We start from the raw sequence: 21897 nt of genomic DNA, 5'->3' as shown, positions 1-21897 counted from the left end.
GAATTTTGAAAGGAGGCAAAAGATTTATTAGAAGGAAAATAAATTTGAAAAAGCCTCTAGCATAAGAGGCTCTTTTTGTTAAAATGACGAAAATTCTTCAACTAGTTTACTAAAACGATCTAATGCACTTTCAATAGGTTTTGATGTTGTTAAATCGACACCGGCTTTCTTTAAAAGGTTCAGTGGATAATCTGAACTTCCGCCTTTTAAGAAATCGATATAATTTTTCTGAGCGGTAGGATCACCGCTTAAAAGTTGCTCTGCGATTTGAATTGCGGAAGCAAATCCGGTAGCGTATTTATAAACGTAAAATGGTCGGTAAAAATGAGGGATTCTAGACCATCCATATTTTACTTCTTCATCGAATACGAGAGTGTCCCCGTTGTATTCTCTAAATAATTTCTCATAAACATCATTGAATGCTTGAGCATTTAGTGGCTTACCTTGTTCTGCCATTTCGTGCGTAATCTTTTCAAATTCAGCAAACATAACTTGTGTAAAGAAAGTTCCTTTAAACTGGTCGATAAAGTGATTGATTAAATGTTTGCGTACGTCTATATCTTTTGCTTCTTTTAATAAATGGTGAATGAGCAGTACTTCATTTACTGTTGAAGCTACTTCGGCTACAAAAATTGAATAGTGAGCGGAAATTCTCGGCTGGAAACTATGTGAATAATATGTATGCATACCATGTCCACATTCATGAGTAAGCGTAAAGAGACTATTTAAGTCATCATTATGATTTAAAAGGATAAACGGATGAACACCATATACGCCAAAATTATAGGCACCAGAACGTTTACCAGGTAATTCTCTTACATCTATGTAGCGTTTGTCTTTAAAACCTCGGAGTGTTTGAAGATATTCTTCACCGAGTGGAGAAAGGGAAGTAAGCATCATTTCAAATGCTTCATCATATGGAATATCTTGTTTTACGCCTTTTACTAAATCAACATTTAAGTCATACTGTCTTAATTCATCTAGCTGCAATTTTTCTTTTCGTAAATGATTATACTTATGAAGAGATTTAATATTTCTTTTAGTCGTATCAATTAAAGTATCATATACTTCCTTTGGAACCATATCACCAAATAAAGATTTTTCTAAAGCAGAAGGATAGTTTCTAATTTTTGAAATGGTAACATTGTTTTTTATAGCTGCTGCTAAAGTAGAAGCTATAGAGTTTTTTAGTTGAACGTAGGGTTGATAGTAGGCTTTATAAGCTTCCTTCCTCGTATCTCTATGTTCATCTTTTATTAATTTTGAGTACATCCCGCGAGTTAAGTTCACTTTATCCCCATTTTCAGTTGTAACTTCTCCAAATGTAATGTCTGCGTTATTTATCATTCCATATGTATGTTGAGGAGCAGAGAGGGCTTCACCCATTTGGGATAAAATCTCTTCTTTATCTTTATTTAAGACATGGTTTTTATAGCGATATAATTCAAATAAATCCTCTTTATAATAATGTAAGCCTTCATTTTCTTCTATATAAGAATGTAATGTTTTCTCATCGATACTAAGTAAGAACGGTGAAAAGAAGGAACGAGTGGCGCTTATTTTAACATGTAATTGTGATGCTTTGTCTACAAGAGACTGAGCTTCCATATCGCGTGTATCAAGGTCAGCTTGAAGCCTTGCATATGCATAAACGAGACTGAACAAACTTGATACTTCTTCACTTTTTGTAAGATAAGTAAGTAAACTTTGGCCATCATGGATATTTCCATTGAATTCTTTTAAGTTCTCTGTTAAAATTTCGATTTTTTCATAGTCGTTTTTCCAGTCTTCAATTGTTTTATAAATGGCTGTTAAATCCCATTTTTCCTGATTAAGTACATCTATTCTATTCTTAAATTCTGTCATAATCATGTCCTCTCTAAATATGTAGTTTGTATATTCTCTATATAACTATGAAATACAACAAATTGCAAAAAATCCCTGCTGCACGATGAAAAGTCTTGTCGGAAACGAAAAACTGAGGGGAGGAAAGTGTCTTTTTAATTTCACTTGCCTATAATTTGCTTAAGAATAGCAAATAGATCAAATCGAAAATGGTAGCACGGGTGCTTATGCCTGCGCTACCATTTTTTAGATTAATCATGATTTTAGCTACAAGGGGGCTGTCTCATCCGTGAACTAGCCTGCTTTTCGGACAGTCTCTTTTTGTGCGCTATTTTTTTGTACTAGCCAAATACATTAGCATGTGGAATTTTTCGCCTATTACATGATAATCAAAATAGGGTCCTGGATCTGTACAGTAACCGATATTTTCACTTTGGGTGATTTGAAACTCGTTGACAGATAAATTTTCTTCTAAGTATTTTGGATATAAAATATGCTCGTTAGAATTTGGATATAAGGCTGAAATATTTTTTAAGGATTTGGCTGAGCTATCATAATAGGAATACCCGCCAACAATTGTTGAACTGCTATGGAAATAGTTTTTTAGAACGTGAGTTGGGAACTGCGGATTGAGCAGTGAAAAATCAGTTGCTGTAAAACTATCCACAAAAATATCGATGCTAAGCGGTTTCAATGGCAAATTTAAATCAGAATTCAAAATATAAAGGACGTTTGGCTTCGGATTCATACGCTCAATTCTTTTTCTAACCTTCTTGAGCATCGCAAGTGAATAGCCACTGAATACATAGGATGCGCTCGTTTCAAGACCATCGATATATTTGGGTAGTGACACAAAAGCGTCAACGTTCGTTTCCACGATTAATTTGTTTTTCAAATCTACATTTTGTAGAACTTTTTGGAACCAAAAATTACTTTTTTCAAATAAGTTAATCATTTTGGGATTGATCTCTTTAATCGTTTCTTTATCGTAAAAATAAGATGGATAAGGAGACGTCTCGTACAAGTTTGAGGTAATGATAATACCTTCCTCGATAGCTGCCTCGTATCCACAAGTACAAGTTAAACTTCCTGTTTGAATGTAGACTTTTTTAATCGTTACATCTTTCATTTCAAGTGGAATGTGACACTTCGGACAATAGAGCAGGTTTACAAAGGAAAGCGGGATCCCTGTAAGATTCTCTTCTTTGGATGAAGGTGAGCTAGTTTGAACCGCTTTTTCAATCAATTGGATAGCTTTTGATATGTCTTCTTTTTTCTTGATCAACTGGCTCTTTTTATCAATGAGCAAGTTGTTGTAGTAGTCGATATCCTCATGGTCCGAGAAGTCTGTGACACGCTGATACGATAAAATTTGTTGAATTTCTAGCAGTGAAAAATGAAATTTTTTCAACTCAGTAATAAAAGCCATGTCGTCGAGACACAATTGGTTCATTTGATACTGGGTGTTTTTTTTGTCTGGTATTAATAATCCCAGTTCAATGTAATAACGAACGGTATCAGTTGTAACGTGAAATAGATTTGCAAATGTACCAATTTTCATAGATGTCCCCCCAATGAAAAAAGTGGAGTTACTCCACTTTTTTCGCAAAAATGAATTCAAAAAGCACTCAAATTGCTATTGACCTGGAGGAAACTCCACGTCATATGATAGATTCACGAAATGTGAATATTGTGAATAATTTGACTGTATTGTAACATACATGTCACCAAAGGAGAAGAATTAGCTATGGATAAGATGGATCGAATGGATACTCTCTCACTGTGGACAGCGACTGCAACCAGTTATGAAAAAGGAAAAATTCTTGAGGGAAATGAAGAGGCAGATGTTGTCATTATTGGCGCAGGTTTCACAGGTCTTTCTTCTGCATATCATTTGCAAAAATTAGGGAAGAGTGTCGTTGTCCTTGAGCAAGAAACAATCGGATATGGCGCAAGCGGTCGTAACGGCGGGATGGTATTGCCAGGCTATAAGCCAACGATGCAGGAGCTTGCCAAAAAGTATGGTGCCGAGGAAGCCAGACAGCTTAACGATCTCTCCCTGTTTAGTGTTGAATTGGTTAAAAGTATCATCAACGAGCATCAAATCAACTGTAACTTTAGAAAAACAGGTCACATTGTGGCGGCTTACAAAGCCAAGCATTTTGAAGGATTGAAACATGAAAGCGAATACTTAAACAAAACTTTCGGGTACGAATCAAGCGTGCTTGATCGAAATCAGTTGCATCAAGAGATTGATTCCCCACATTATTATGGCTGCTTAGTCGACGACTCGAGTTACTCGTTCCAGCCACTGAACTATGCAATTGGTTTGGGAGAAGCAGCTAAATCGATTGGTGCAAGAATCTTTGAGCATTCGAAAGCACTATCTATTGAGTACGGTCAAAACAGTGTGAAAGTTGTAACAGAAAAAGGTGTTGTTACTGCGAAAGACATTATTGTGGCTACAGATGGTTACTCTGGAAAAATCATGAGTGAACTGAACAAAGGCGTACTGCCAATTTCGGCACGTATTATTGCTACTGAACAGCTTCCAGAATCACTGGTGAGTACCGTCATTCCTAAAGATCGCATGGTTTTTGATACAAGCAGTTTCCTTTACTATTTCCGACGTACACCAGATAATCGGATCGTATTTGGCGGTGGCGATGTTCGTCCAAACTTAGGCGATGCTGTTTACCAAAATGTTTACGATGCCATGGTTAAAATCATGCCAAAACTAGCAGGAAGCAAGATTGATTACCGTTGGGGTGGATTTATCGGGGTTACAATTGATACTTTCCCGGTTATCGGCAGATCTAAAGAAGGCGCATATTTCGCAACGGGTTATACGGGCCACGGCGCTTCTCTCTCGACATTGTTTGGTAAGTTATTGGCACAATGGATTGTTACGGGGAGTGCAGGTGGATATCGATTTGAAAAGGAACGCCTCAAATCATTCCCGTTCTATAATCAGAAAACTATGCTGGTAAATCTAGCACATATTGGTTTCAAACTTTTAGATATTATTGCGTAAAGGAGAGCTATTTATGAAAATTAATATGTTCATTGACGGGAAATGGGTAGAAGCGTTATCCGGCGCTAGACGAAACATTATCAATCCGGCAAACGGAGAGGTCATCGCATCGTCTGCTTATGGATCAGCAGACGATGCGAAGATAGCAATCAAGGCGGCTCGCAAAGCGTTTGACAGCGGAATCTGGTCGGATTTATCGGCTGATGAAAGAGCTGACTACCTCTATAAGATTGCAGACCGTCTTGAAGAGAAGGCAGCTGAAATTGCAAGTTTGGAAACTGCAAATAACGGTAAGGTGATTCGTGCAACCACTTATGTGGATATTCCGGTATCGATTCAATGCTTCCGCTATTATGCTGACTTGATCAAGGGCATGAAAAAGGAATCTTACACGCGTGCTGATTCTTCAGACACAATTATTATTCATGAACCGATTGGTGTTTGTGGACTTATTGTACCTTGGAATTTCCCGCTTATGTTAGCTGTTTGGCAAATTGCTCCTGCACTTGCCGCAGGGAATACAATTATACTTAAGCCTGCTGAAGTCACTCCTGTAAGCGTATTCAAACTTTTTGAGATTATCGAAGAGATTGGACTTCCAGACGGAGTGGCAAACTTGGTATTGGGACCTGGATCAAAGGTTGGGAATGAGCTTGCCGAGAGTCATAATGTTGACAAGATCGCCTTTACTGGTGGAACAAAAACAGGTCAAAGCATTATGCGCGCAGCTGCGGGCAATATGAAAAAAATCACACTTGAACTGGGTGGTAAATCTCCACTTATTGTGTTCGATGATGTGGATTTTGAAACTGCAGTCGAGAATGCGATGTTTGGTATTTTCCACAATGCTGGGCAAGTTTGTTCAGCTGCATCTCGTTTGCTTGTACAAGAGACCATTTACGATAAGTTTGTTGAAAGATTGGCCGAGCGTGCGAGCAAAATTGTAGTTGGCAACGGGGAAAGCGAGAACATTGAAATGGGAGCCATCACAAACGAGTCTCATATGAATGAAGTTTTACATTACATTAAGAGCGGAATTGAAGAAGGTGCAAAATTAGTTTGTGGCGGTAAGCGCTTAACAGAAAATGGGCTTGATCAAGGATTTTTTATTGCGCCAACGATCTTTGCTGATGTAAATGCGAATATGCGTATTGTTAAGGAAGAGATTTTTGGTCCAGTCCTTGTTGTAGAGAAATTTAAAGATGAGGAAGATGCCATCCAAAAAGCAAATGATTCCATTTATGGATTAGCCGGTGCTGTATTTACTGAAGATATGGATCGAGCAAAACGAGTCATTAGTAAATTGCGTGCGGGAATTACTTGGATTAATAGTTATCATTTCGCCTATGTTGAAGGTCCTTGGGGAGGATATAAGCAAAGTGGAATCGGAAGAGCGTTAGGTACTGTTGGGCTAGAGCAGTTTATGGAAACGAAGCAAATCAATATTCATCAGAATGCGAAGCCTGTAGGTTGGTATGCGAATTAATTGAGCTTAACTTGCTATATAAATTATTTATAAGGGGACATGCTCATGAAAATAGTAGACAACCGTCCATCATCGACGATAGAGCAACTAGAAGTAATGAATAAGCCGGCGAATGATTCAGTACTGGGAACCAAAAGTATTCCGTTACTATATTTACGGTTTGCTTTGGCTGGAATTATGGCTAACGTGATTCTAGGAGTTGTAGCGGTTGTCGATGGTTATTTCGTCAGTGACTTTCAGGAGCTGGAAGTCGAAGGGATCGGAATTGGATTTACGGTCATGGTTATTACCCGTATGCTTGGCGTTCTTTTTGGTATAGGAGCCGGAGCGGTCATTTCACTTCGACTTGGAAAAGGGGAAATTGAAGAAGGTAGGAGTATTATGGGGCAAACTTTATGGTTTACTCTTTTCTTCTCAACATTACTAGCCATACTTGGATTGGTCTTTGAAAATCAAATCATGACTTTATTCGGAGCAAGTCAGGAGGCACTTCCATATGCGGTGAAATACAGCCGACTATTGTGGATTTCATTGCCAATAACGATATTGGCGGTTGTACTAAGTATTTTTACAAATATTGATGAAAAACCTGTATTATCAATGAACAGTTGGTTAATTGCAGCAGTTGTTGCGGGAATTACAGAATGGATTCTGGTAGTGAAATATGACATGGGAATGATGGGATCTTCGTGGGCGAATACAATTTCACAATCGATCCCTGTTTTACTTATCTTTTATTTTTGGTTTGGGAAAACAAAGCTTAAGCCAAAAATAAAAGATATGAGGATTAAGCTTAAGGTAATTGGTGAGGTGGCTTGGACAGGATTTGCATCTTTCTCAAGTCAGTTCATGATGTTTATTGCAATTATCTTCTTCAACAACTTACTGCAAAGCTACGGTGGTGGGCTGCACGTTGCTGCTTTCACGATTCAAAATGGTTACATTACAAATCTGCTCGCCTTAGCAGCGCTCGGTGGGATGACAGGACTGCAACCGATCATTAGTTATAATTACGGTGCGGGCAACCTTGAGCGTGTGAAACAAGCAATTAAGATGGGAATCATTTTTACGGTTGCTTTCTTTGTGATTGTGACAGCCATCCTAATCATTTTTGCAGATCCAATTGTTTCATTTTTTTCCGGTGGTAATCCTGAATTGCAGAAACTGGGCATTTGGACGACAGTTGTATTCAATTCTTTGTTTGTGTTTAATGCAGTTAGCTTGCTTGTATCTGGTTATTTCGAATCCCAAGAGAGAAACTGGACTGCAACGTTTATAAATGTTAGCAAAATGTTGTTTTTCTCATTTCCATTCATGTTTATTTTCCCGAAGTTCTGGGGTGTAGAAGGTATATGGTACGCAGGTCCTGCTGCAGAAATTCCAGGCGTTCTCATTGCCATATATTTTATAAGAAAAGAGTTCAAACGTTTAAAAGATACGGATGTTAAGAACGTACGTTTATAGAATCTATTCCTTCAAAAATACCAATAAGAAAGAGAGAGGATCATCATGTTTTTTGCGAAAAAACTTACAGCAGAAGAAGCACAAAAATTAGGTGTTGACACGTGGGAACCATGGGTAGGTGAACCGAATAAAGGGCCGTGGCATGTAGAAGAGCAGGAAGTTTTCTATGTGACAGATGGTGAAGTGTTCATTACTGTTGAGGGGGAAAGATATCATATTACAAAGGATTGGATCGTTTCCTTGGCTAAAGACCTTGTTTGTGAATGGGATTGTCCAGTGTTTTTGAAAAAGAATTATAAAATGAACCATGAGATCAATCTGAAATAATGTGAAATGAGAAGAGGGCCTAAGCAGATGACTGCTCCTATGTATTTCACGGGTGAGAAATTCAGAATAGTAGAACAAAAAAGAGATAAAGTCTAACGAACCAAAAAGCCGACATTGTACTCTCAAGTTATGTTGACGAAATGTAGTGAGATTTATGCAAATAATTTTACATACCGTCATATGAATGCGCTTTCTTTTGAGGGTGCAATACATAGGACAGTTATTTAAAAACTAGGAGGTTTGATGATGGTAGTAACGAAAAATGTACAAGCGTTGAAAAATTATATTGGCGGACAATGGATAGAATCCACAAGTAAACAGATTGAAGATGTACCAAATCCAGCAACAGGAGAGATCATTGCTCGTGTGCCACTTTCGACTAAAGAAGATTTAAATAGAGCTGTAGCAACTGCTAAAGAAGCATTCAAAACATGGAGAAGAGTCGCTGTGCCTCGGCGTGCTCGTATTCTATTTCGCTATCAACAGCTATTGATTGAAAACTGGGAAGAGTTAGCTAAGCTCGTTACCCTGGAAAACGGAAAAAGTCATAAAGAAGCTTACGGTGAAGTGCAGCGGGGGATTGAATGTGTTGAATTTGCCGCAGGTGCACCCACTTTAATGATGGGAGAGCAACTTCCTGATATTGCTACTGGTGTTGAATCGGGGATGTATCGTTACCCAATCGGAGTAATCGCAGGAATAACGCCATTTAACTTTCCGATGATGGTACCATGCTGGATGTTTCCACTCGCGATTGCATGCGGAAACACGTTTGTATTAAAACCATCTGAAAGAACACCGCTATTGGCTAATCGTTTAGCTGAACTGTTTAAAGAAGCAGGTCTTCCAGATGGAGTACTAAATGTTGTGCATGGTGCACATGACGTCGTTAATGGCATTCTTGATAATGAGGATGTGAAGGCTGTATCTTTCGTTGGTTCTCAACCTGTGGCTGAGTATATATATAAAACCGCAGCAGCTAACGGCAAACGTGTACAAGCTCTTGCAGGTGCAAAAAATCATTCGATCGTATTAAAAGATGCGGACCTTAGTTCTGCAGCGAAAGAAATTACAAATGCTGCCTTCGGTTCAGCTGGTGAACGATGCATGGCGGCGGCTGTTGTGGTTGTAGAAGAAGACGTTGCAGATGAGCTCGTTAATAGACTACTTCAAGAGGCTAACGCTATTACTATTGGTAATGGTCTGGAAGAAGATGTTTTCCTTGGTCCTGTTATTCGTGAAGGACATAAAGAGCGGACACTCGGCTACATTCAATCCGGTATAGAGCAGGGAGCGACACTTATTCGTGACGGACGTGAAGACGATGCAGCAAACGGTCAAGGTTATTTTGTTGGCCCAACGATTTTTGACAATGTGACACAGGAAATGAAAATCTGGCAGGATGAAATCTTCGCACCGGTTCTTTCTATAGTACGAGTAAAAGACTTGATGGGAGCGATTGATGTTGCTAATGATTCGCCATTCGCAAATGGTGCATGCCTGTACACCGATAGCGCTAAAGCCATTCGTGAATTCCGTGAAGAAATTGATGCAGGTATGCTAGGGGTCAATCTAGGAGTTCCTGCTCCAATGGCATTCTTCCCATTCTCAGGTTATAAAAAATCCTTCTATGGTGATCTCCATGCAAATGGAAAAGATGGCGTAGAATTCTATACTCGCAAGAAAATGCTTACGGCTCGTTATTGAAAGAGTAATGTAAAATCATAAAAAGATAGAATGGAGTTGGTGATTGTGCAAGCGACAGAACAAACACAAAGTTTGAAAAAAGCAGATGAAAAGTACCTTTGGCATGCAATGGGAGGAGCGGCCCCTAATCCAACGAATTTAATTATCACAAAAGCAGAAGGGGCATGGGTGACGGATATTGATGGAAACCGTTATTTAGATGGTATGTCCGGCCTTTGGTGCGTGAATGTTGGGTATGGTCGAAAAGAACTTGCAAGAGCGGCTTATGAACAGCTTGAAGAAATGCCGTACTTCCCTCTGACACAAAGTCATGTTCCTGCTATTAAATTAGCAGAAAAATTGAATGAATGGCTTGGTGACGAATACGTCATTTTCTTTTCTAACAGTGGATCGGAAGCGAATGAAACAGCGTTTAAAATTGCTCGTCAATATCATCAACAAAAAGGCGATCATGGACGCTATAAGTTTATTTCACGCTATCGCGCTTACCACGGTAATTCAATGGGGGCTCTTGCAGCAACAGGTCAAGCCCAACGAAAGTACAAATATGAACCATTGGGGCAAGGATTTCTGCATGTAGCACCGCCGGATACGTATCGCAATCCAGATGATGTTCATACACTGGCAAGTGCTGATGAAATCGATCGTGTCATGACATGGGAGTTAAGCCAAACAGTAGCCGGGGTGATTATGGAGCCAATTATTACTGGGGGCGGAATTTTAATGCCTCCTGATGGATATATGGCAAAAGTAAAAGAAATTTGCGAGAAGCACGGTGCGTTGCTCATTTGTGATGAAGTTATATGTGGATTTGGCCGGACAGGGAAGCCATTTGGATTTATGAACTATGGCGTCAAACCAGATATCATTACAATGGCAAAAGGTATTACTAGTGCGTATCTTCCTTTGTCAGCAACAGCAGTCAGACGAGAGGTTTATGAGGCATACATAGGCAGTGAAGATTATGATCGCTTCCGCCATGTGAATACGTTTGGAGGCAATCCTGCAGCATGTGCCTTAGCTTTGAAGAATTTAGAAATTATGGAGAATGAGAAACTCATTGAACGTTCGCAAGAATTAGGTGAACGACTGCTATATGAACTAGAGGAGATAAAAGAGCATCCAAACGTAGGAGATGTTCGCGGAAAAGGTCTTCTTTTAGGTATTGAACTAGTGGAAGATAAGCAAATGAAAGAACCGGCTGCTATTGAAAAGGTGAACAAAGTCATCAATGCTTGTAAAGAAAAAGGTCTAATTATTGGTAAAAATGGTGACACTGTTGCAGGTTACAATAATATTTTGCAACTTGCTCCGCCATTAAGCATCACAGAAGAAGACTTTACTTTTATTGTTAAAACATTAAAAGAATGCTTAGCTCAACTTTAACTAGTTATGAACAAATCTTGTTAAAAAGCAGAATAGCATATCGAGAGAGATAGTTTTAAATACTGAACGAATCACTCTAAAAGAGTAATTCCGAAAGGGCTGAGTTTATGAAAGCTGATGTTGTATTGATAAATGGAGAAGTTATTACAGTAGACCAAAAGAATACAGTAGTCGAAGCTGTAGCAATAAAAGATAATCGTATCGCAGTTGTTGGTTCGAATCAGGAAGTTAAGAGTTTTATAGGAGAAAAAACGGATGTAATTGACTTGCAAGGAAAAACCCTTCTTCCTGGATTCATTGATTCTCATATTCACCTCATTTCTTATGGGGTGAATCAGTTGGCGGTAAGTTGTAAAGCTGAACATATTGATTCTATCGAGGCTTTGTTAAATGACCTGAAAAAGAAAGCTTTAGAAACTCCTAAAGGTGAATGGATACGTGCTTGGGGCTTTAATGAAACTGCTGTGAAGGAAAAGCGTTATCCAACAATCACTGAGCTGGATGAAATTTCAAGTGAACATCCCATTATTGTATCCCGTACTTGCGGCCATATAAGTGTGGTGAACAGTAAAGCATTAGAAATTGCGGAAATTAACGAGAACACACCGGATTCTAATGGGGGAGTTATTGAAAAGAATCAGGCAGGAAAGCTTACAGGAAAGTTAATTGAAGCAGCAAATATGGAGATGAGCGAGGTTGCAAGTTATACAGAAAGTGAACTGATGAAGGCTATGAAAATTGCATCAGATCATTTCGTTGCAGCGGGCATAACAAGTATACATGAGGCAGGTGGATATGGCCCTGAGAGTTACCGTTTACTACAACAAGCTGTGAAGAGTAAGAATATTCGTGTCCGAATATATGCAATGATATGTCAGTTAAATAACTCCCATGAATTTGTTAATAAAATGGTCGAAGCTGGCGTGGTAACTGGTACTGGAGATGAGAGATTTAGAGTTGGACCAGCCAAATTGTTTACAGATGGAAGTAGCACCGGACCTACAATTGCAACCCGTGAGTCGTACTCCAGTGACTCTAACAACTATGGTATTCTTTATTATAGTGAGGAAGAAATCTACCGGATTTTAGGTGAAGCACATAAAAAAGGCTATCAAATCACTGTACATGCACAAGGTGATAAAGCCATTGAAATGTATTTAAATTGTGTAGAAAAGGCGTTGGAGGAATCACCAAGAAAAAACCACCGTCATCGGATTGAGCACGCGGGAATTTCTTCACCAGATTTACAAGAAAGAATGAAAAAGCTCGAGGTGGTTCCTATTCCAAATCCTCCATTTCCATATGAATTCGGGGAGATATATGTAGAGCACTATGGTGATCGTGTGAATCACATGTACGCTGTTCGTGATTTTATTGATCATGGCATCATGGCAGCAGGTGGATCGGACGCACCAGTTACTGACTATAATCCTTTATTAGGAATTCATGTTGCGGTTAATAGAAAAAGCCAGTCTGGAATGGAGTTTGGTGCTAATCAATCTATAAGCGTAATGGAAGCTATTAAACTATATACCTGGAATGGTGCTTATGCGAGTTTTGAAGAAGAGATAAAAGGAAGCATAGAGGTTGGAAAGTTGGCGGATTTAATTATATTAAATGACAGCATTTTAAGTGTCAACCCAAACCAAATTAAAGATTTAAAAGTAGAAACAACTATTATTGATGGTGAAATTATCTATCAAGAAGAACAACCAGTAAAAATTTAATATTTCATGGTTTGCATACGAACTTGCTAACATTTGTACAAAATAGGTATAACTTATCGCTGATATGTCACTTGGTAAATTGATAAAACGAGTAAACATTCCTTCGAAAGCAAGGCTTAGTATATTCTATATAACTGTGAAATACAACAAATTGCAAAAAAACCTGCTGTACGATAAAAATTCTTGTCAGAAACGACAAGAATTTTTAGTTTGACTATAATTGTATACCAAATATTGCGTGCAATAGGTCTGCATATTGCTCTTTTGTAATCTCTTCTTTACTCTGTTTTCCTTGCTTTGTTACTGTAAAACGATCTTTTGTTAGAGTAGCATGCCCATCAGAAGTTAGTTTTACGGTGAGAGGTACTTTATTAAAAGGGGAGTCTGTATGTTCTACAATTGTTTTTTGTGCTTCATTTAATTTTCTTTCATCAACTGCCTCTATATAAAATGCGTAACCTAATGTCCAATCTTGAGAAGAATCCTGATTTAGAAATTCATTATTTTTTTTCATCTCTAAAATATAGTTTCCCTTTGTAGTTGTTTCTTTTCGAATGCGATAGTCCCCAGTAACGGAATGAACAATCTCACCGGTGAAAGGAACAGGTGAAAGTGGAAGGTTTGAACCGAAACCGACTTCAATTAAATAAAATTCAGTATTATGTTTTAAAACAGTTGCCACATGCCCTGAATCAACAGCCCAAGTATTAGAAGCGGCATGATAAACTGTTCCTGATACTAAGTGAACATCAAAACCGCAATCTTTAAGGAAGTAATACATCGTTGGATTTAATTCGTAACAAAGGCCACCGCGGTTATGCACTAAAATTTTTTCTTGAAGATTTTCTTTTGAAATTTCTTTTACTGTACCGTGAATAATATCTAGATTCTCAAAGGGAATCGCTTGTGCCATTGCAGGAAGGATTTCGTTTAAATCTTCAAATGAAATGGACTCTCTTTCTTGTATATTTAATCTGGAAAAGAATTGCTTTTGTAGTTCTGTCACGTGAATCGCTCCTTATCCATTTTACTTATATATAATTGTATCGAATGTCGAATAAGAAAACATCCGTAATACGTTGAATAAATAATCCATATATATACTTACGACTAAAGTATAATAAGAAGAATATTGTAAAGTATGGAACCTTTACTTCTGCCGTAACATATAGTATGATAATTTCAATAAATTAGATTTCAATGAACATAATTATAAATTAATGAGAGGTGCTTTTTGTGAGTGCGGTAGGTTCTAAATAGGAAAAAATTGAATGAAATAAATCTAATGAGAACAGGGGATTTTTATATACTTCTAACCCCTAACTTTGTCATGGATTTATTTCAAATAACCTATGAAGATACCTACAATACTTTATAAAGCGTGTAATGATTATGGGATAGCCATATGTTTTTTTGAGATGGTTTTATTTTTATATATTGCACAGGCCTTGTAAATGTAAAAAGCTGCGGTATCTACGCAGCTTTTTTGTGTTTATTTTTATCACATGAAAGTTATATTTAATTAAATATATCTCATTGAAATCTAATGGGTAGGTATCTTCATTTTTGATGTGAGTAAATCATAGTGAGGAGAATAGAAATTGAATAAAATGACTTTTGAAAAGTTGCAATATAACGAGTTAAAGGAAATAGTTAAATCGTATTGTGTGAGTGGATTAGGAAAACAATTGTTAGATAAATTGGAGCCAAGCGCAAGTATCAAAGTAGTGAAAAATCGTTTGAATGAAACAACTGAAGCGCGAGCTATATTAGATGCAGAAGGGCATGTACCTTTTTTCGGAATTTCTAATATCGATAGTACAATTCAAAAGCTAGAAAAGGGAATGATTTTAGATCCAACTGAGCTAGTTAGTGTATCAGACTTTTTAAGAGGGTGTCGAAAGGTTAAAACGTTTATGCTGGATAAAGAATTTTTCGCACCCATACTAGCATCGTATGCGAATTCAATGTCTGAATTCAAAAGTGTGGAAGAAGAAATTAATTTTTCAATTAAAGGAAATAGTATTGATTCTGCCGCAAGTAAAGAATTGAAGCGAATACGAAATAATATTGACTCCGTAGAGGGGAAAATTAAAGAACGTTTAAATAAATTTTTAAATAGCAGTACAAATAAAAAATATATTCAAGAATTCTTTATTAGTAAAAAAGACGATCGATATACGATTCCGGTGAAAGCTTCCTATAAAAATCAAGTTGCAGGAACAATTGTTGAAATTTCTTCTAAAGGTTCAACAGTTTTTATAGAACCAAATACTGTTACAAAATTAAATGTGGAACTAGCGAGCTTAAAAGCTGAAGAAGCGATGGAAGAATATCAAATATTAGCTACTTTATCAGGAATGATCTTAGAGGACATTTATAACATTAAGATTAATATGGAGCTGGTTAGTCAATACGATATGGTGTTTGCAAAAGCAAAATGTAGTAAACATATTGGCGGGATAGAGCCGAAATTAAATGATTATGGGTATGTAAAGTTAGTAGGGTGCAGACATCCATTATTAGCAGGAGAAGCTATACCGCTTAATTTTGAAATCGGGCAAAACTATCGGAGCTTAATTATTACAGGACCAAATGCTGGTGGGAAAACGATTGTTTTAAAAACAATTGGGCTATTAACATTGGCGACAATGTCAGGATTGCACATCGCTGGAGACAAGGAAACGGAAATTGCTGTTTTTGAAAATATATTTGTAGACATTGGCGATAATCAAAGTATAGAAAATGCACTGAGTACATTTTCATCTCATATGAAAAACCTTTCAGAAATCATGAGAGTATCAAATAATAATACGCTTTTACTATTTGATGAAATAGGCAGCGGTACGGAACCGAATGAAGGAGCTGCACTTGCGATTTCTATTTTAGAAGAATTTTATCATATGGGTTGTACGACTGTTGCAACTACTCATTATGGTGAAATTAAACGCTTTTCAGAAATGCACAGTGACTTTATGAATGCGGCGATGCAATTTAATAGTGAAACATTGGAACCGATGTATGAGTTAATGATAGGGAAATCAGGAGAGAGTAATGCTCTATGGATTTCTAGAAAAATGAACGTGCGAGAAAACGTACTGCAAAGAGCGAAAGGCTATATGGAAAATAAAGAGTACCGCTTAGAGCGAGTGAATGAAAGTAGACTGAGAAAGCCTAAGATTGTCAAAGAGAAAGCAGAAGAGAAGGATGAATATAAAAAAGGGGACCGTGTGAAATTATTAGACTATGATGACTTTGGAATTGTATATAAAGAAAAAGACAATTTCTTCAATATCGTTGTGTTTTATAATGCCCAATTCATTGAAGTAAACGTTAAGCGAATTTCTTTAGAAGTACAGGCAAAGGAATTATATCCAGAAGGGTATGATTTAGACACATTGTTTGTGGATTATAAAGAATGGAAAATGCAGCATGATATAGAGCGTGGATCGAAAAAAGCGTTGCGTAAAATTCAAAAAGAAATAAGAAAGAATAGAGGATGAGGGGCTATAAATATAAAGATTAGACAAGAATTTGAGAAAGAATATAAAAGGGCAGAAGAGGTTGTAAAACAAGCATTTTCACATGAAACATTTAGCGATCAGAAAGAGCACGAACTTGTAAATCGTATTAGAAAATCTGATGCGTTTATTCCAGAGTTATCATTAGTGGCGGTAGATAAAGAAATTATTGGTCACGTCCTTTTATCTAAAATAAAAATCGTCAATGGTGATAAATCTGTAGATTCGCTAGCGCTTGCTCCAGTATCTGTTGCACCAGACTATCAGAAAAAAGGAATTGGAAGCTTGTTGATTTCGAATGTATTAAGAGAAGCAAAAGAGCTCGGATATCATTCTATAATTGTTTTAGGGCATAAAGAGTATTATCCGAAATTTGGTTTTAAATCAGCTAGTCTATGGAATATAAGAGCGCCATTTGAGGTGCCAGACGAAGTATTTATGGCAATGGAGTTAACGGAGAATGCTCTTCAAAATGTGCAAGGCGTTGTTCAATATTCGGAAGCTTTTTCTGAGTAGCACAGATAAAGATAGCTAGAAGAAATCTTCTAGCTATCTTTTTGATTTTTAAGTCGAAGTGTTCATGGTATTAATAAAATTTTCCCCGTACTTTTTCGACTTTCCAATAAATGATGTGCCTCAGCACCATCTTCTAAAGAGAAAGTAGTTGGATTTTGGATGTTTAATTTTCCAGCAGTAATCCAATCAAATAGTTGATTGGAACGTTGTTTGCGTTCTTCATACGTTGTGAGTACGTTCCAAAGATCGCCGCCAGTTAAAGTTTTCGAAGTATCCATCAGCATTCGTGGATCAACAGGAGCAGGATCACCGCCGGCCATTCCGTAAAATACAACCGTACCACCGATTTTTGTAGTCTTAAAGCTCTCTTCTAATGTAGAACCTATTGATTCGTATACAACATCTACGCCATGACCTTTTGTAATTTGTAGTACTTTCTCACACCATGATTCTGAATATAAAAATACATAGTCTGCTCCAGCTGAATAAGCTGCTTTTGCTTTTTCTTTAGATGAAGTAAGACCGATTACTTGTGCGCCTTGCATTTTAATCATTTGAATGAGAAGTTGCCCAACCCCTCCGGCAGCTGCATGAACTAAAACAAAATCACTAGCTTTTATTTTGTAGCTGTCTTTTGTTAAGTAATGAGCAGTTAACCCTTGTAATAAGACGGAAGAGGCTGCCTCGAAGGAAATAGAGTCCGGGAGTAGAATCGCTTTTTCTTTTGGAACAGCTACTAACTCCGCATTTGCAAATGGTACATCAGCAAATGCAATGCGATCACCGGCAGAAATGTCCGTAACTTCAGCGCCGATTTTCTCTACAATTCCTGAACCCTCATACCCTAATATATAAGGTGGTTTACCAATAAGATGATAGTTACCTCTACGTCTATATATATCAGCAAAATTTAGGCCAATCGCTTTTGTGCGGACGAGAATCTCATTCGGTTTTATAGTTGGGTCTGAAACTTCTTGATATTTTAATACATCCGCATTTCCGAATTCCTCGAAACAAAGTGCTTTCATATGAAATACCTCCAATTTGTAACATGAATCAATATTGTTTGTTATTGGTTCTTATCATACAATATAAATATTAATAGGCAAAGAGGATTATTCAGATATAATCAATCGAAAATATTGATTAGAAGGAGGAAAGTGTCTTGGAGATAAAACAATTAATCACATTTAAAACAGCAGCAGAAAACTTGAACTTTACGCAGACAGCTAAAATATTAAATTTTGCTCAATCAAGTGTCACGGCACAAATAAAAGCATTGGAAGCTGAGCTAGGAGCAACATTGTTTGAACGATTAGGAAAACGCCTTTTTTTGACTGAAGCAGGACGGAAGTTTCAACTATATGCCAATAAGATAATAGCGTTAAGTTATGAAGCGAAAATGGTTGTGCAAGATGAGGAAACAACATCTGGTACGCTAGTGATTGGCGCACAAGAAAGTCAATGCACATATCGGCTTCCTTCCATTTTGAAGGAATTTAAGACGAAATTCCCGCAAATAAGACTTATATTCAAACCTGCTCATTCAAATGAGGCTGTAAAGGAGCAACTGATGGAGGGAAAACTTGATTTAGCCTTTATTTTAGATGAATGTAAAATAGAAGATGCTTTGCATGTAGAGTCGTTAGTTCGAGAAGAATTGAAAATAGTAGCATTTCCTAATCATCCTTTACTTGAAAAATCTTTAATCTCTACAAAGGATTTAGAAAGTGAAACACTTTTGTTAACAGAATTTGGCTGTTCTTATCGTACTATATTTGAAGAACTATTCCGGGCAGAAGATGTATATCCTGCAAATAAAATTGAGTTTGTTAGTGTAGAAGCAATTAAGCAATGTGTAATTGCGGGCTTAGGTATAGCTATTTTACCAGCAATGGTAGTAGAAAAAGAGATACAACAAGGTACAATGAAGGAGTTAGTTTTAGAGAATACAATCTCTCCTATTTTTACACAGATTGCTTGGCATAGAGATAAGTGGATTACAGCGCCATTACAGCAATTCATAGATGTAACAAGAGTGTCAATTGGAAACATGTATTAAGGGGAGAAATATTTGTTTTGCATGTAAGAAGAAAAGTGAATAATAGATGTTTTGAAAGAAGAGAAAGCCGATATTTGGATGAAGAACAAATATCGTTTTTTTCTATGTTTGTAAGGACAGTCGCTATGCTAGTTTCTATATAAACAAGTTGAATGAATAGTCTGATATAAGTACAATAAATTTATACATATTAAAAGGGGATGAATGATATCGCGTATCGTAAGTATTTCATTGGTAGTGAGGGTTATGGAACAAGGGGATACAGAGGCTTATTAACTTACAGAGCTATCCCCAGAATTGAAAAGGGGGATTTTTGAAATGAACACGAAATTGAATAATCTTTTTCTAGGTGAAAATATTAAGTTATCAGCAATCAGAGCTGAAGATATTGAGCAAATGGCTATTTGGCAAGAAGATAGTGAGTATTTAAGAAATGTAGATACGGACGCTGCAGTTCCACAATCGTTACATGAATTAAAGGAATATGAGTTATTAAAAGGACAAAAATCAAATGGCGTTTCTTTTATGTTAAGAACGATTCAAGATGATATTTTAATTGGTTTTGTGGCACTTCATAGCATAGAGTGGAATAATAGAGCTGGGTTGTTAGCAGTTGGTATAGGTGATAAGAATTATAGAGGTAGGGGATATGGTACGGAAGGATTACGCCTTATTCTGAAATATGCTTTTTATGAATTAAACCTACATCGTGTAGGTCTCGATGTTATTTCATATAATAAATCGGCAATTGAAGTTTATAAAAAGGTTGGATTTAAGGTGGAGGGGTGTATGAGAGAAGCTGTTCAGCGGGATGGGAAGAGTTTTGATCGTATCATAATGGGTATATTGCGAGATGAATGGCTAAAGACTCAAAATTGATTTACATAGGGTGTAATCGCACATAATGTTGTAACATATCAAATTAATCGTAAAAATTTTGCTATATTTATATTTGGTAATACGGATGTAATTGCAGGGAAAAGGATAACGACTGGCGAAATTTTACAACATATGAATTGAAATAAGGAGTCATGTCATATGAATTTAGAAAAAACAAAGCCAGTAAATGAAGAATTAGCAGAGTTAAAAGAACTCGTAAAGGAATTGCATGGTAGTGTGCATCAACTACAAAGTGAAGTTCAACAGCTTAGACATGAAAGGCCTGTTGTAGAAGTTAAAAAAGGTGTTCAATTATCACCAGGAATCGTTGGAGAAATTGGTGGTATAATTTTAGGAGCATTGGTAATTATCGGGATATTTTGGTGATAAAAAAGGTTTGCAGCAATATGCTGCAAACCTTTTTATATTAAATAACGTAAATATATATAAGCATGTGATAATAATAATGCAACGATTGTTAACGGTAAGCCAATTTTTAAGAAATCAAGGTAAGAAAATCCATGTCCTTCGCGCTTAGCAATACCTGCGACAACTACGTTTGCAGAAGCGCCAATTAATGTTCCGTTCCCCCCTAAGCAAGCACCAAGTGATAATGCCCACCACAGTACTTCAATTTGAGGAGAGTCAACAGAAAGTCCAAGTCCTGAAGCTAAATCTTGAATCAGCGGAATCATCGTTGCGACAAATGGAATATTATCAATAGTAGCTGATGCTGCCCCTGATACCCATAAAATAAGAATCGCTGCAAAGCCGATATCACCATTTGTTACATCAATCACTTCTTTTGCCAAAGATGAAATAAGTCCGATATCAATTAAACCGCCAACAAGAACAAATAATCCAGCGAAGAAGAAAATCGTTACCCATTCTACATGAGCAAATATATCTTCTAATTCATGTTGTTTTACACCAAGTAACATGAGGAGCGTTGCACCGGTCATCGCGATAACTGCCGCATCTACATGAATAATGGAATGAAGAACAAATCCGAGAATTGTCAATCCTAAAATGGAAAGAGATTTTAGGAGCAAGCTTCGGTCACGAATATAGTCTTTTTCATTTAGTTCCATAAGTTTAGCAATTTGTTCAGGTGTTGTTTTTAATTTGTTACGATACATAAGATAAATAATGCCTAATGTAACAATGGAAATAATAAGTACAATTGGTGTTAAATTGAGTAAAAAGGCATTAAAATCTAGGTGTTTATTAGCAGATCCAATCATAATGTTTGGAGGATCACCAATTAGTGTAGCAGTACCACCGATATTTGAAAATAATACTTCAGAAATCAAATAAGGAACAGGTTGTACCTTTAAAATACGCGTGATCGATAGTGTAACAGGAACGATTAATAATACGGTTGTTACATTATCTAAAAATGCAGAGCCGACTGCGGTCAATAGGGATAAAAATAATAAAATTCGAATTGGTTTTCCACCCGCTGCTTTTGCTGCTTTAATGGCTATATATTCAAATACACCAGATTGACTCGTAATATGCACGAGAATCATCATTCCAATTAAAAGAGTAATGGTTTCCCATTGGATATGCGATGTAAAGGCAGTATGTAAGTCTACAATGCCAAAAATAATCATTATTGCAGCACCCAATAGTGCAATTACAGCACGGTTTAATTTCTCAGAAATAATAAATCCGTATGTCACTAAAAATACGGCGATTGCAAAATAATATTGCCAATTTGCTACTTCATGTGCTGAATATTCCAACATGTCACCTTCTTTAAAATATATATTAAATTGTCGAAATATATCCCTCCGCATGAACTCTATTGTAGCAAATTCAAAAAAGAAAGAAAACTATTTACGAGTAGTAGGAGAATAGTGAACTTTTCTATGTGAAAAAATAAAAAACAAAATGCAAATTATTATGCAAAGTGAGTTTTGTCCTCTAATATAGAGATA

Annotated in this window: 17 protein-coding genes; 12 read left to right on the top strand and 5 right to left on the bottom strand. The window is 36.9% G+C overall.

Annotation, left to right across the window (positions count from 1 at the left end; all coding sequences use genetic code 11):
• Positions 1 to 78 precede the first annotated feature (78 nt).
• The gene (gene pepF, locus M014_RS0109810) at positions 79 to 1866 is read right to left on the bottom strand and encodes an oligoendopeptidase F (protein WP_026591564.1); all 1788 of its coding nucleotides are present in this window, start codon (positions 1864 to 1866) and stop codon (positions 79 to 81) included.
• A gap of 307 nt (positions 1867 to 2173) precedes the next feature.
• Positions 2174 to 3406: a MerR family transcriptional regulator gene (locus M014_RS0109805; protein WP_026591563.1), complete on the bottom strand. Its 1233-nt coding sequence runs from the start codon at positions 3404 to 3406 to the stop codon at positions 2174 to 2176.
• Positions 3407 to 3592: 186 nt separating this feature from the next.
• On the opposite strand from M014_RS0109805, the gene M014_RS0109800 reads away from it, so the two are divergent.
• The 7 genes from M014_RS0109800 to M014_RS0109770 all read left to right on the top strand — a co-directional run bounded on the left by M014_RS0109800 (position 3593) and on the right by M014_RS0109770 (position 12976).
• Positions 3593 to 4879 carry an NAD(P)/FAD-dependent oxidoreductase gene (locus M014_RS0109800; protein WP_026591562.1) on the top strand — a complete coding sequence of 429 codons (1287 nt, stop codon included), beginning with the start codon at positions 3593 to 3595 and terminating at the stop codon, positions 4877 to 4879.
• A gap of 13 nt (positions 4880 to 4892) precedes the next feature.
• Positions 4893 to 6365, top strand: a complete 1473-nt coding sequence (locus M014_RS0109795) for an aldehyde dehydrogenase family protein (protein WP_026591561.1) — start codon at positions 4893 to 4895, stop codon at positions 6363 to 6365.
• A gap of 45 nt (positions 6366 to 6410) precedes the next feature.
• Complete coding sequence (locus M014_RS0109790; protein WP_026591560.1) at positions 6411 to 7829, top strand: MATE family efflux transporter; 1419 nt, start codon at positions 6411 to 6413, stop codon at positions 7827 to 7829.
• A 45-nt stretch (positions 7830 to 7874) separates the two neighbouring features.
• Positions 7875 to 8156 (top strand): cupin domain-containing protein, encoded by a 282-nt coding sequence (locus M014_RS0109785; protein WP_026591559.1) that lies wholly within the window; start codon positions 7875 to 7877, stop codon positions 8154 to 8156.
• A gap of 246 nt (positions 8157 to 8402) precedes the next feature.
• The gene (locus M014_RS0109780) at positions 8403 to 9863 is read left to right on the top strand and encodes a CoA-acylating methylmalonate-semialdehyde dehydrogenase (RefSeq protein ID WP_026591558.1); all 1461 of its coding nucleotides are present in this window, start codon (positions 8403 to 8405) and stop codon (positions 9861 to 9863) included.
• A gap of 30 nt (positions 9864 to 9893) precedes the next feature.
• Positions 9894 to 11249 carry an aspartate aminotransferase family protein gene (locus M014_RS0109775; RefSeq protein ID WP_197030397.1) on the top strand — a complete coding sequence of 452 codons (1356 nt, stop codon included), beginning with the start codon at positions 9894 to 9896 and terminating at the stop codon, positions 11247 to 11249.
• 107 nt (positions 11250 to 11356) lie between these two features.
• Positions 11357 to 12976 carry an amidohydrolase gene (locus M014_RS0109770; protein ID WP_026591556.1) on the top strand — a complete coding sequence of 540 codons (1620 nt, stop codon included), beginning with the start codon at positions 11357 to 11359 and terminating at the stop codon, positions 12974 to 12976.
• A gap of 214 nt (positions 12977 to 13190) precedes the next feature.
• Here M014_RS0109770 and M014_RS0109765 read toward each other — a convergent pair whose 3' ends face one another.
• On the bottom strand, positions 13191 to 13982 hold the full coding sequence (locus M014_RS0109765) for an arylamine N-acetyltransferase family protein (RefSeq protein WP_026591555.1): 792 nt from the start codon (positions 13980 to 13982) through the stop codon (positions 13191 to 13193).
• A 595-nt stretch (positions 13983 to 14577) separates the two neighbouring features.
• Between M014_RS0109765 and M014_RS0109760 the strand changes: the two genes are divergently transcribed.
• Positions 14578 to 16479, top strand: a complete 1902-nt coding sequence (locus M014_RS0109760) for an endonuclease MutS2 (protein WP_026591554.1) — start codon at positions 14578 to 14580, stop codon at positions 16477 to 16479.
• A gap of 6 nt (positions 16480 to 16485) precedes the next feature.
• Complete coding sequence (locus M014_RS0109755; protein WP_026591553.1) at positions 16486 to 17013, top strand: GNAT family N-acetyltransferase; 528 nt, start codon at positions 16486 to 16488, stop codon at positions 17011 to 17013.
• Positions 17014 to 17075: 62 nt separating this feature from the next.
• Here the strand turns inward: M014_RS0109755 and M014_RS0109750 are convergent, their stop codons facing one another.
• Complete coding sequence (locus M014_RS0109750) at positions 17076 to 18041, bottom strand: quinone oxidoreductase family protein (RefSeq protein ID WP_026591552.1); 966 nt, start codon at positions 18039 to 18041, stop codon at positions 17076 to 17078.
• A gap of 137 nt (positions 18042 to 18178) precedes the next feature.
• Here M014_RS0109750 and M014_RS0109745 point away from each other — a divergent pair, with 137 nt between their 5' ends.
• From M014_RS0109745 to M014_RS0109735, 3 genes are all read left to right on the top strand, one after another.
• Positions 18179 to 19075: a LysR family transcriptional regulator gene (locus M014_RS0109745; RefSeq protein WP_026591551.1), complete on the top strand. Its 897-nt coding sequence runs from the start codon at positions 18179 to 18181 to the stop codon at positions 19073 to 19075.
• A 318-nt stretch (positions 19076 to 19393) separates the two neighbouring features.
• Positions 19394 to 19954 carry a GNAT family N-acetyltransferase gene (locus M014_RS0109740; RefSeq protein ID WP_026591550.1) on the top strand — a complete coding sequence of 187 codons (561 nt, stop codon included), beginning with the start codon at positions 19394 to 19396 and terminating at the stop codon, positions 19952 to 19954.
• A 159-nt stretch (positions 19955 to 20113) separates the two neighbouring features.
• Positions 20114 to 20341 (top strand): hypothetical protein, encoded by a 228-nt coding sequence (locus tag M014_RS0109735; RefSeq protein ID WP_026591549.1) that lies wholly within the window; start codon positions 20114 to 20116, stop codon positions 20339 to 20341.
• A 35-nt stretch (positions 20342 to 20376) separates the two neighbouring features.
• Here the strand turns inward: M014_RS0109735 and M014_RS0109730 are convergent, their stop codons facing one another.
• Positions 20377 to 21702: an ArsB/NhaD family transporter gene (locus M014_RS0109730; RefSeq protein WP_026591548.1), complete on the bottom strand. Its 1326-nt coding sequence runs from the start codon at positions 21700 to 21702 to the stop codon at positions 20377 to 20379.
• Positions 21703 to 21897 lie beyond the last annotated feature (195 nt).

This window comes from Bacillus sp. UNC437CL72CviS29, from assembly GCF_000482345.1.
GTDB lineage: Bacteria > Bacillota > Bacilli > Bacillales > Bacillaceae_G > Bacillus_A > Bacillus_A arachidis.
Note: the sequence above shows the minus strand (reverse complement) of the source record. Positions and strands in the feature narration are given on the sequence as shown.

Coding starts and splice junctions, on each gene's coding strand:
- M014_RS0109805 (WP_026591563.1), bottom strand. CDS start 3,406: ATGAAAATTGGTACATTTGCAAATCTATTTCACGTTACAACTGATACC.
- M014_RS0109770 (WP_026591556.1), top strand. CDS start 11,357: ATGAAAGCTGATGTTGTATTGATAAATGGAGAAGTTATTACAGTAGAC.
- M014_RS0109795 (WP_026591561.1), top strand. CDS start 4,893: ATGAAAATTAATATGTTCATTGACGGGAAATGGGTAGAAGCGTTATCC.
- M014_RS0109740 (WP_026591550.1), top strand. CDS start 19,394: ATGAACACGAAATTGAATAATCTTTTTCTAGGTGAAAATATTAAGTTA.
- pepF (WP_026591564.1), bottom strand. CDS start 1,866: ATGACAGAATTTAAGAATAGAATAGATGTACTTAATCAGGAAAAATGG.
- M014_RS0109750 (WP_026591552.1), bottom strand. CDS start 18,041: ATGAAAGCACTTTGTTTCGAGGAATTCGGAAATGCGGATGTATTAAAA.
- M014_RS0109775 (WP_197030397.1), top strand. CDS start 9,894: ATGGAGTTGGTGATTGTGCAAGCGACAGAACAAACACAAAGTTTGAAA.
- M014_RS0109800 (WP_026591562.1), top strand. CDS start 3,593: ATGGATAAGATGGATCGAATGGATACTCTCTCACTGTGGACAGCGACT.
- M014_RS0109735 (WP_026591549.1), top strand. CDS start 20,114: ATGAATTTAGAAAAAACAAAGCCAGTAAATGAAGAATTAGCAGAGTTA.
- M014_RS0109790 (WP_026591560.1), top strand. CDS start 6,411: ATGAAAATAGTAGACAACCGTCCATCATCGACGATAGAGCAACTAGAA.
- M014_RS0109785 (WP_026591559.1), top strand. CDS start 7,875: ATGTTTTTTGCGAAAAAACTTACAGCAGAAGAAGCACAAAAATTAGGT.
- M014_RS0109780 (WP_026591558.1), top strand. CDS start 8,403: ATGGTAGTAACGAAAAATGTACAAGCGTTGAAAAATTATATTGGCGGA.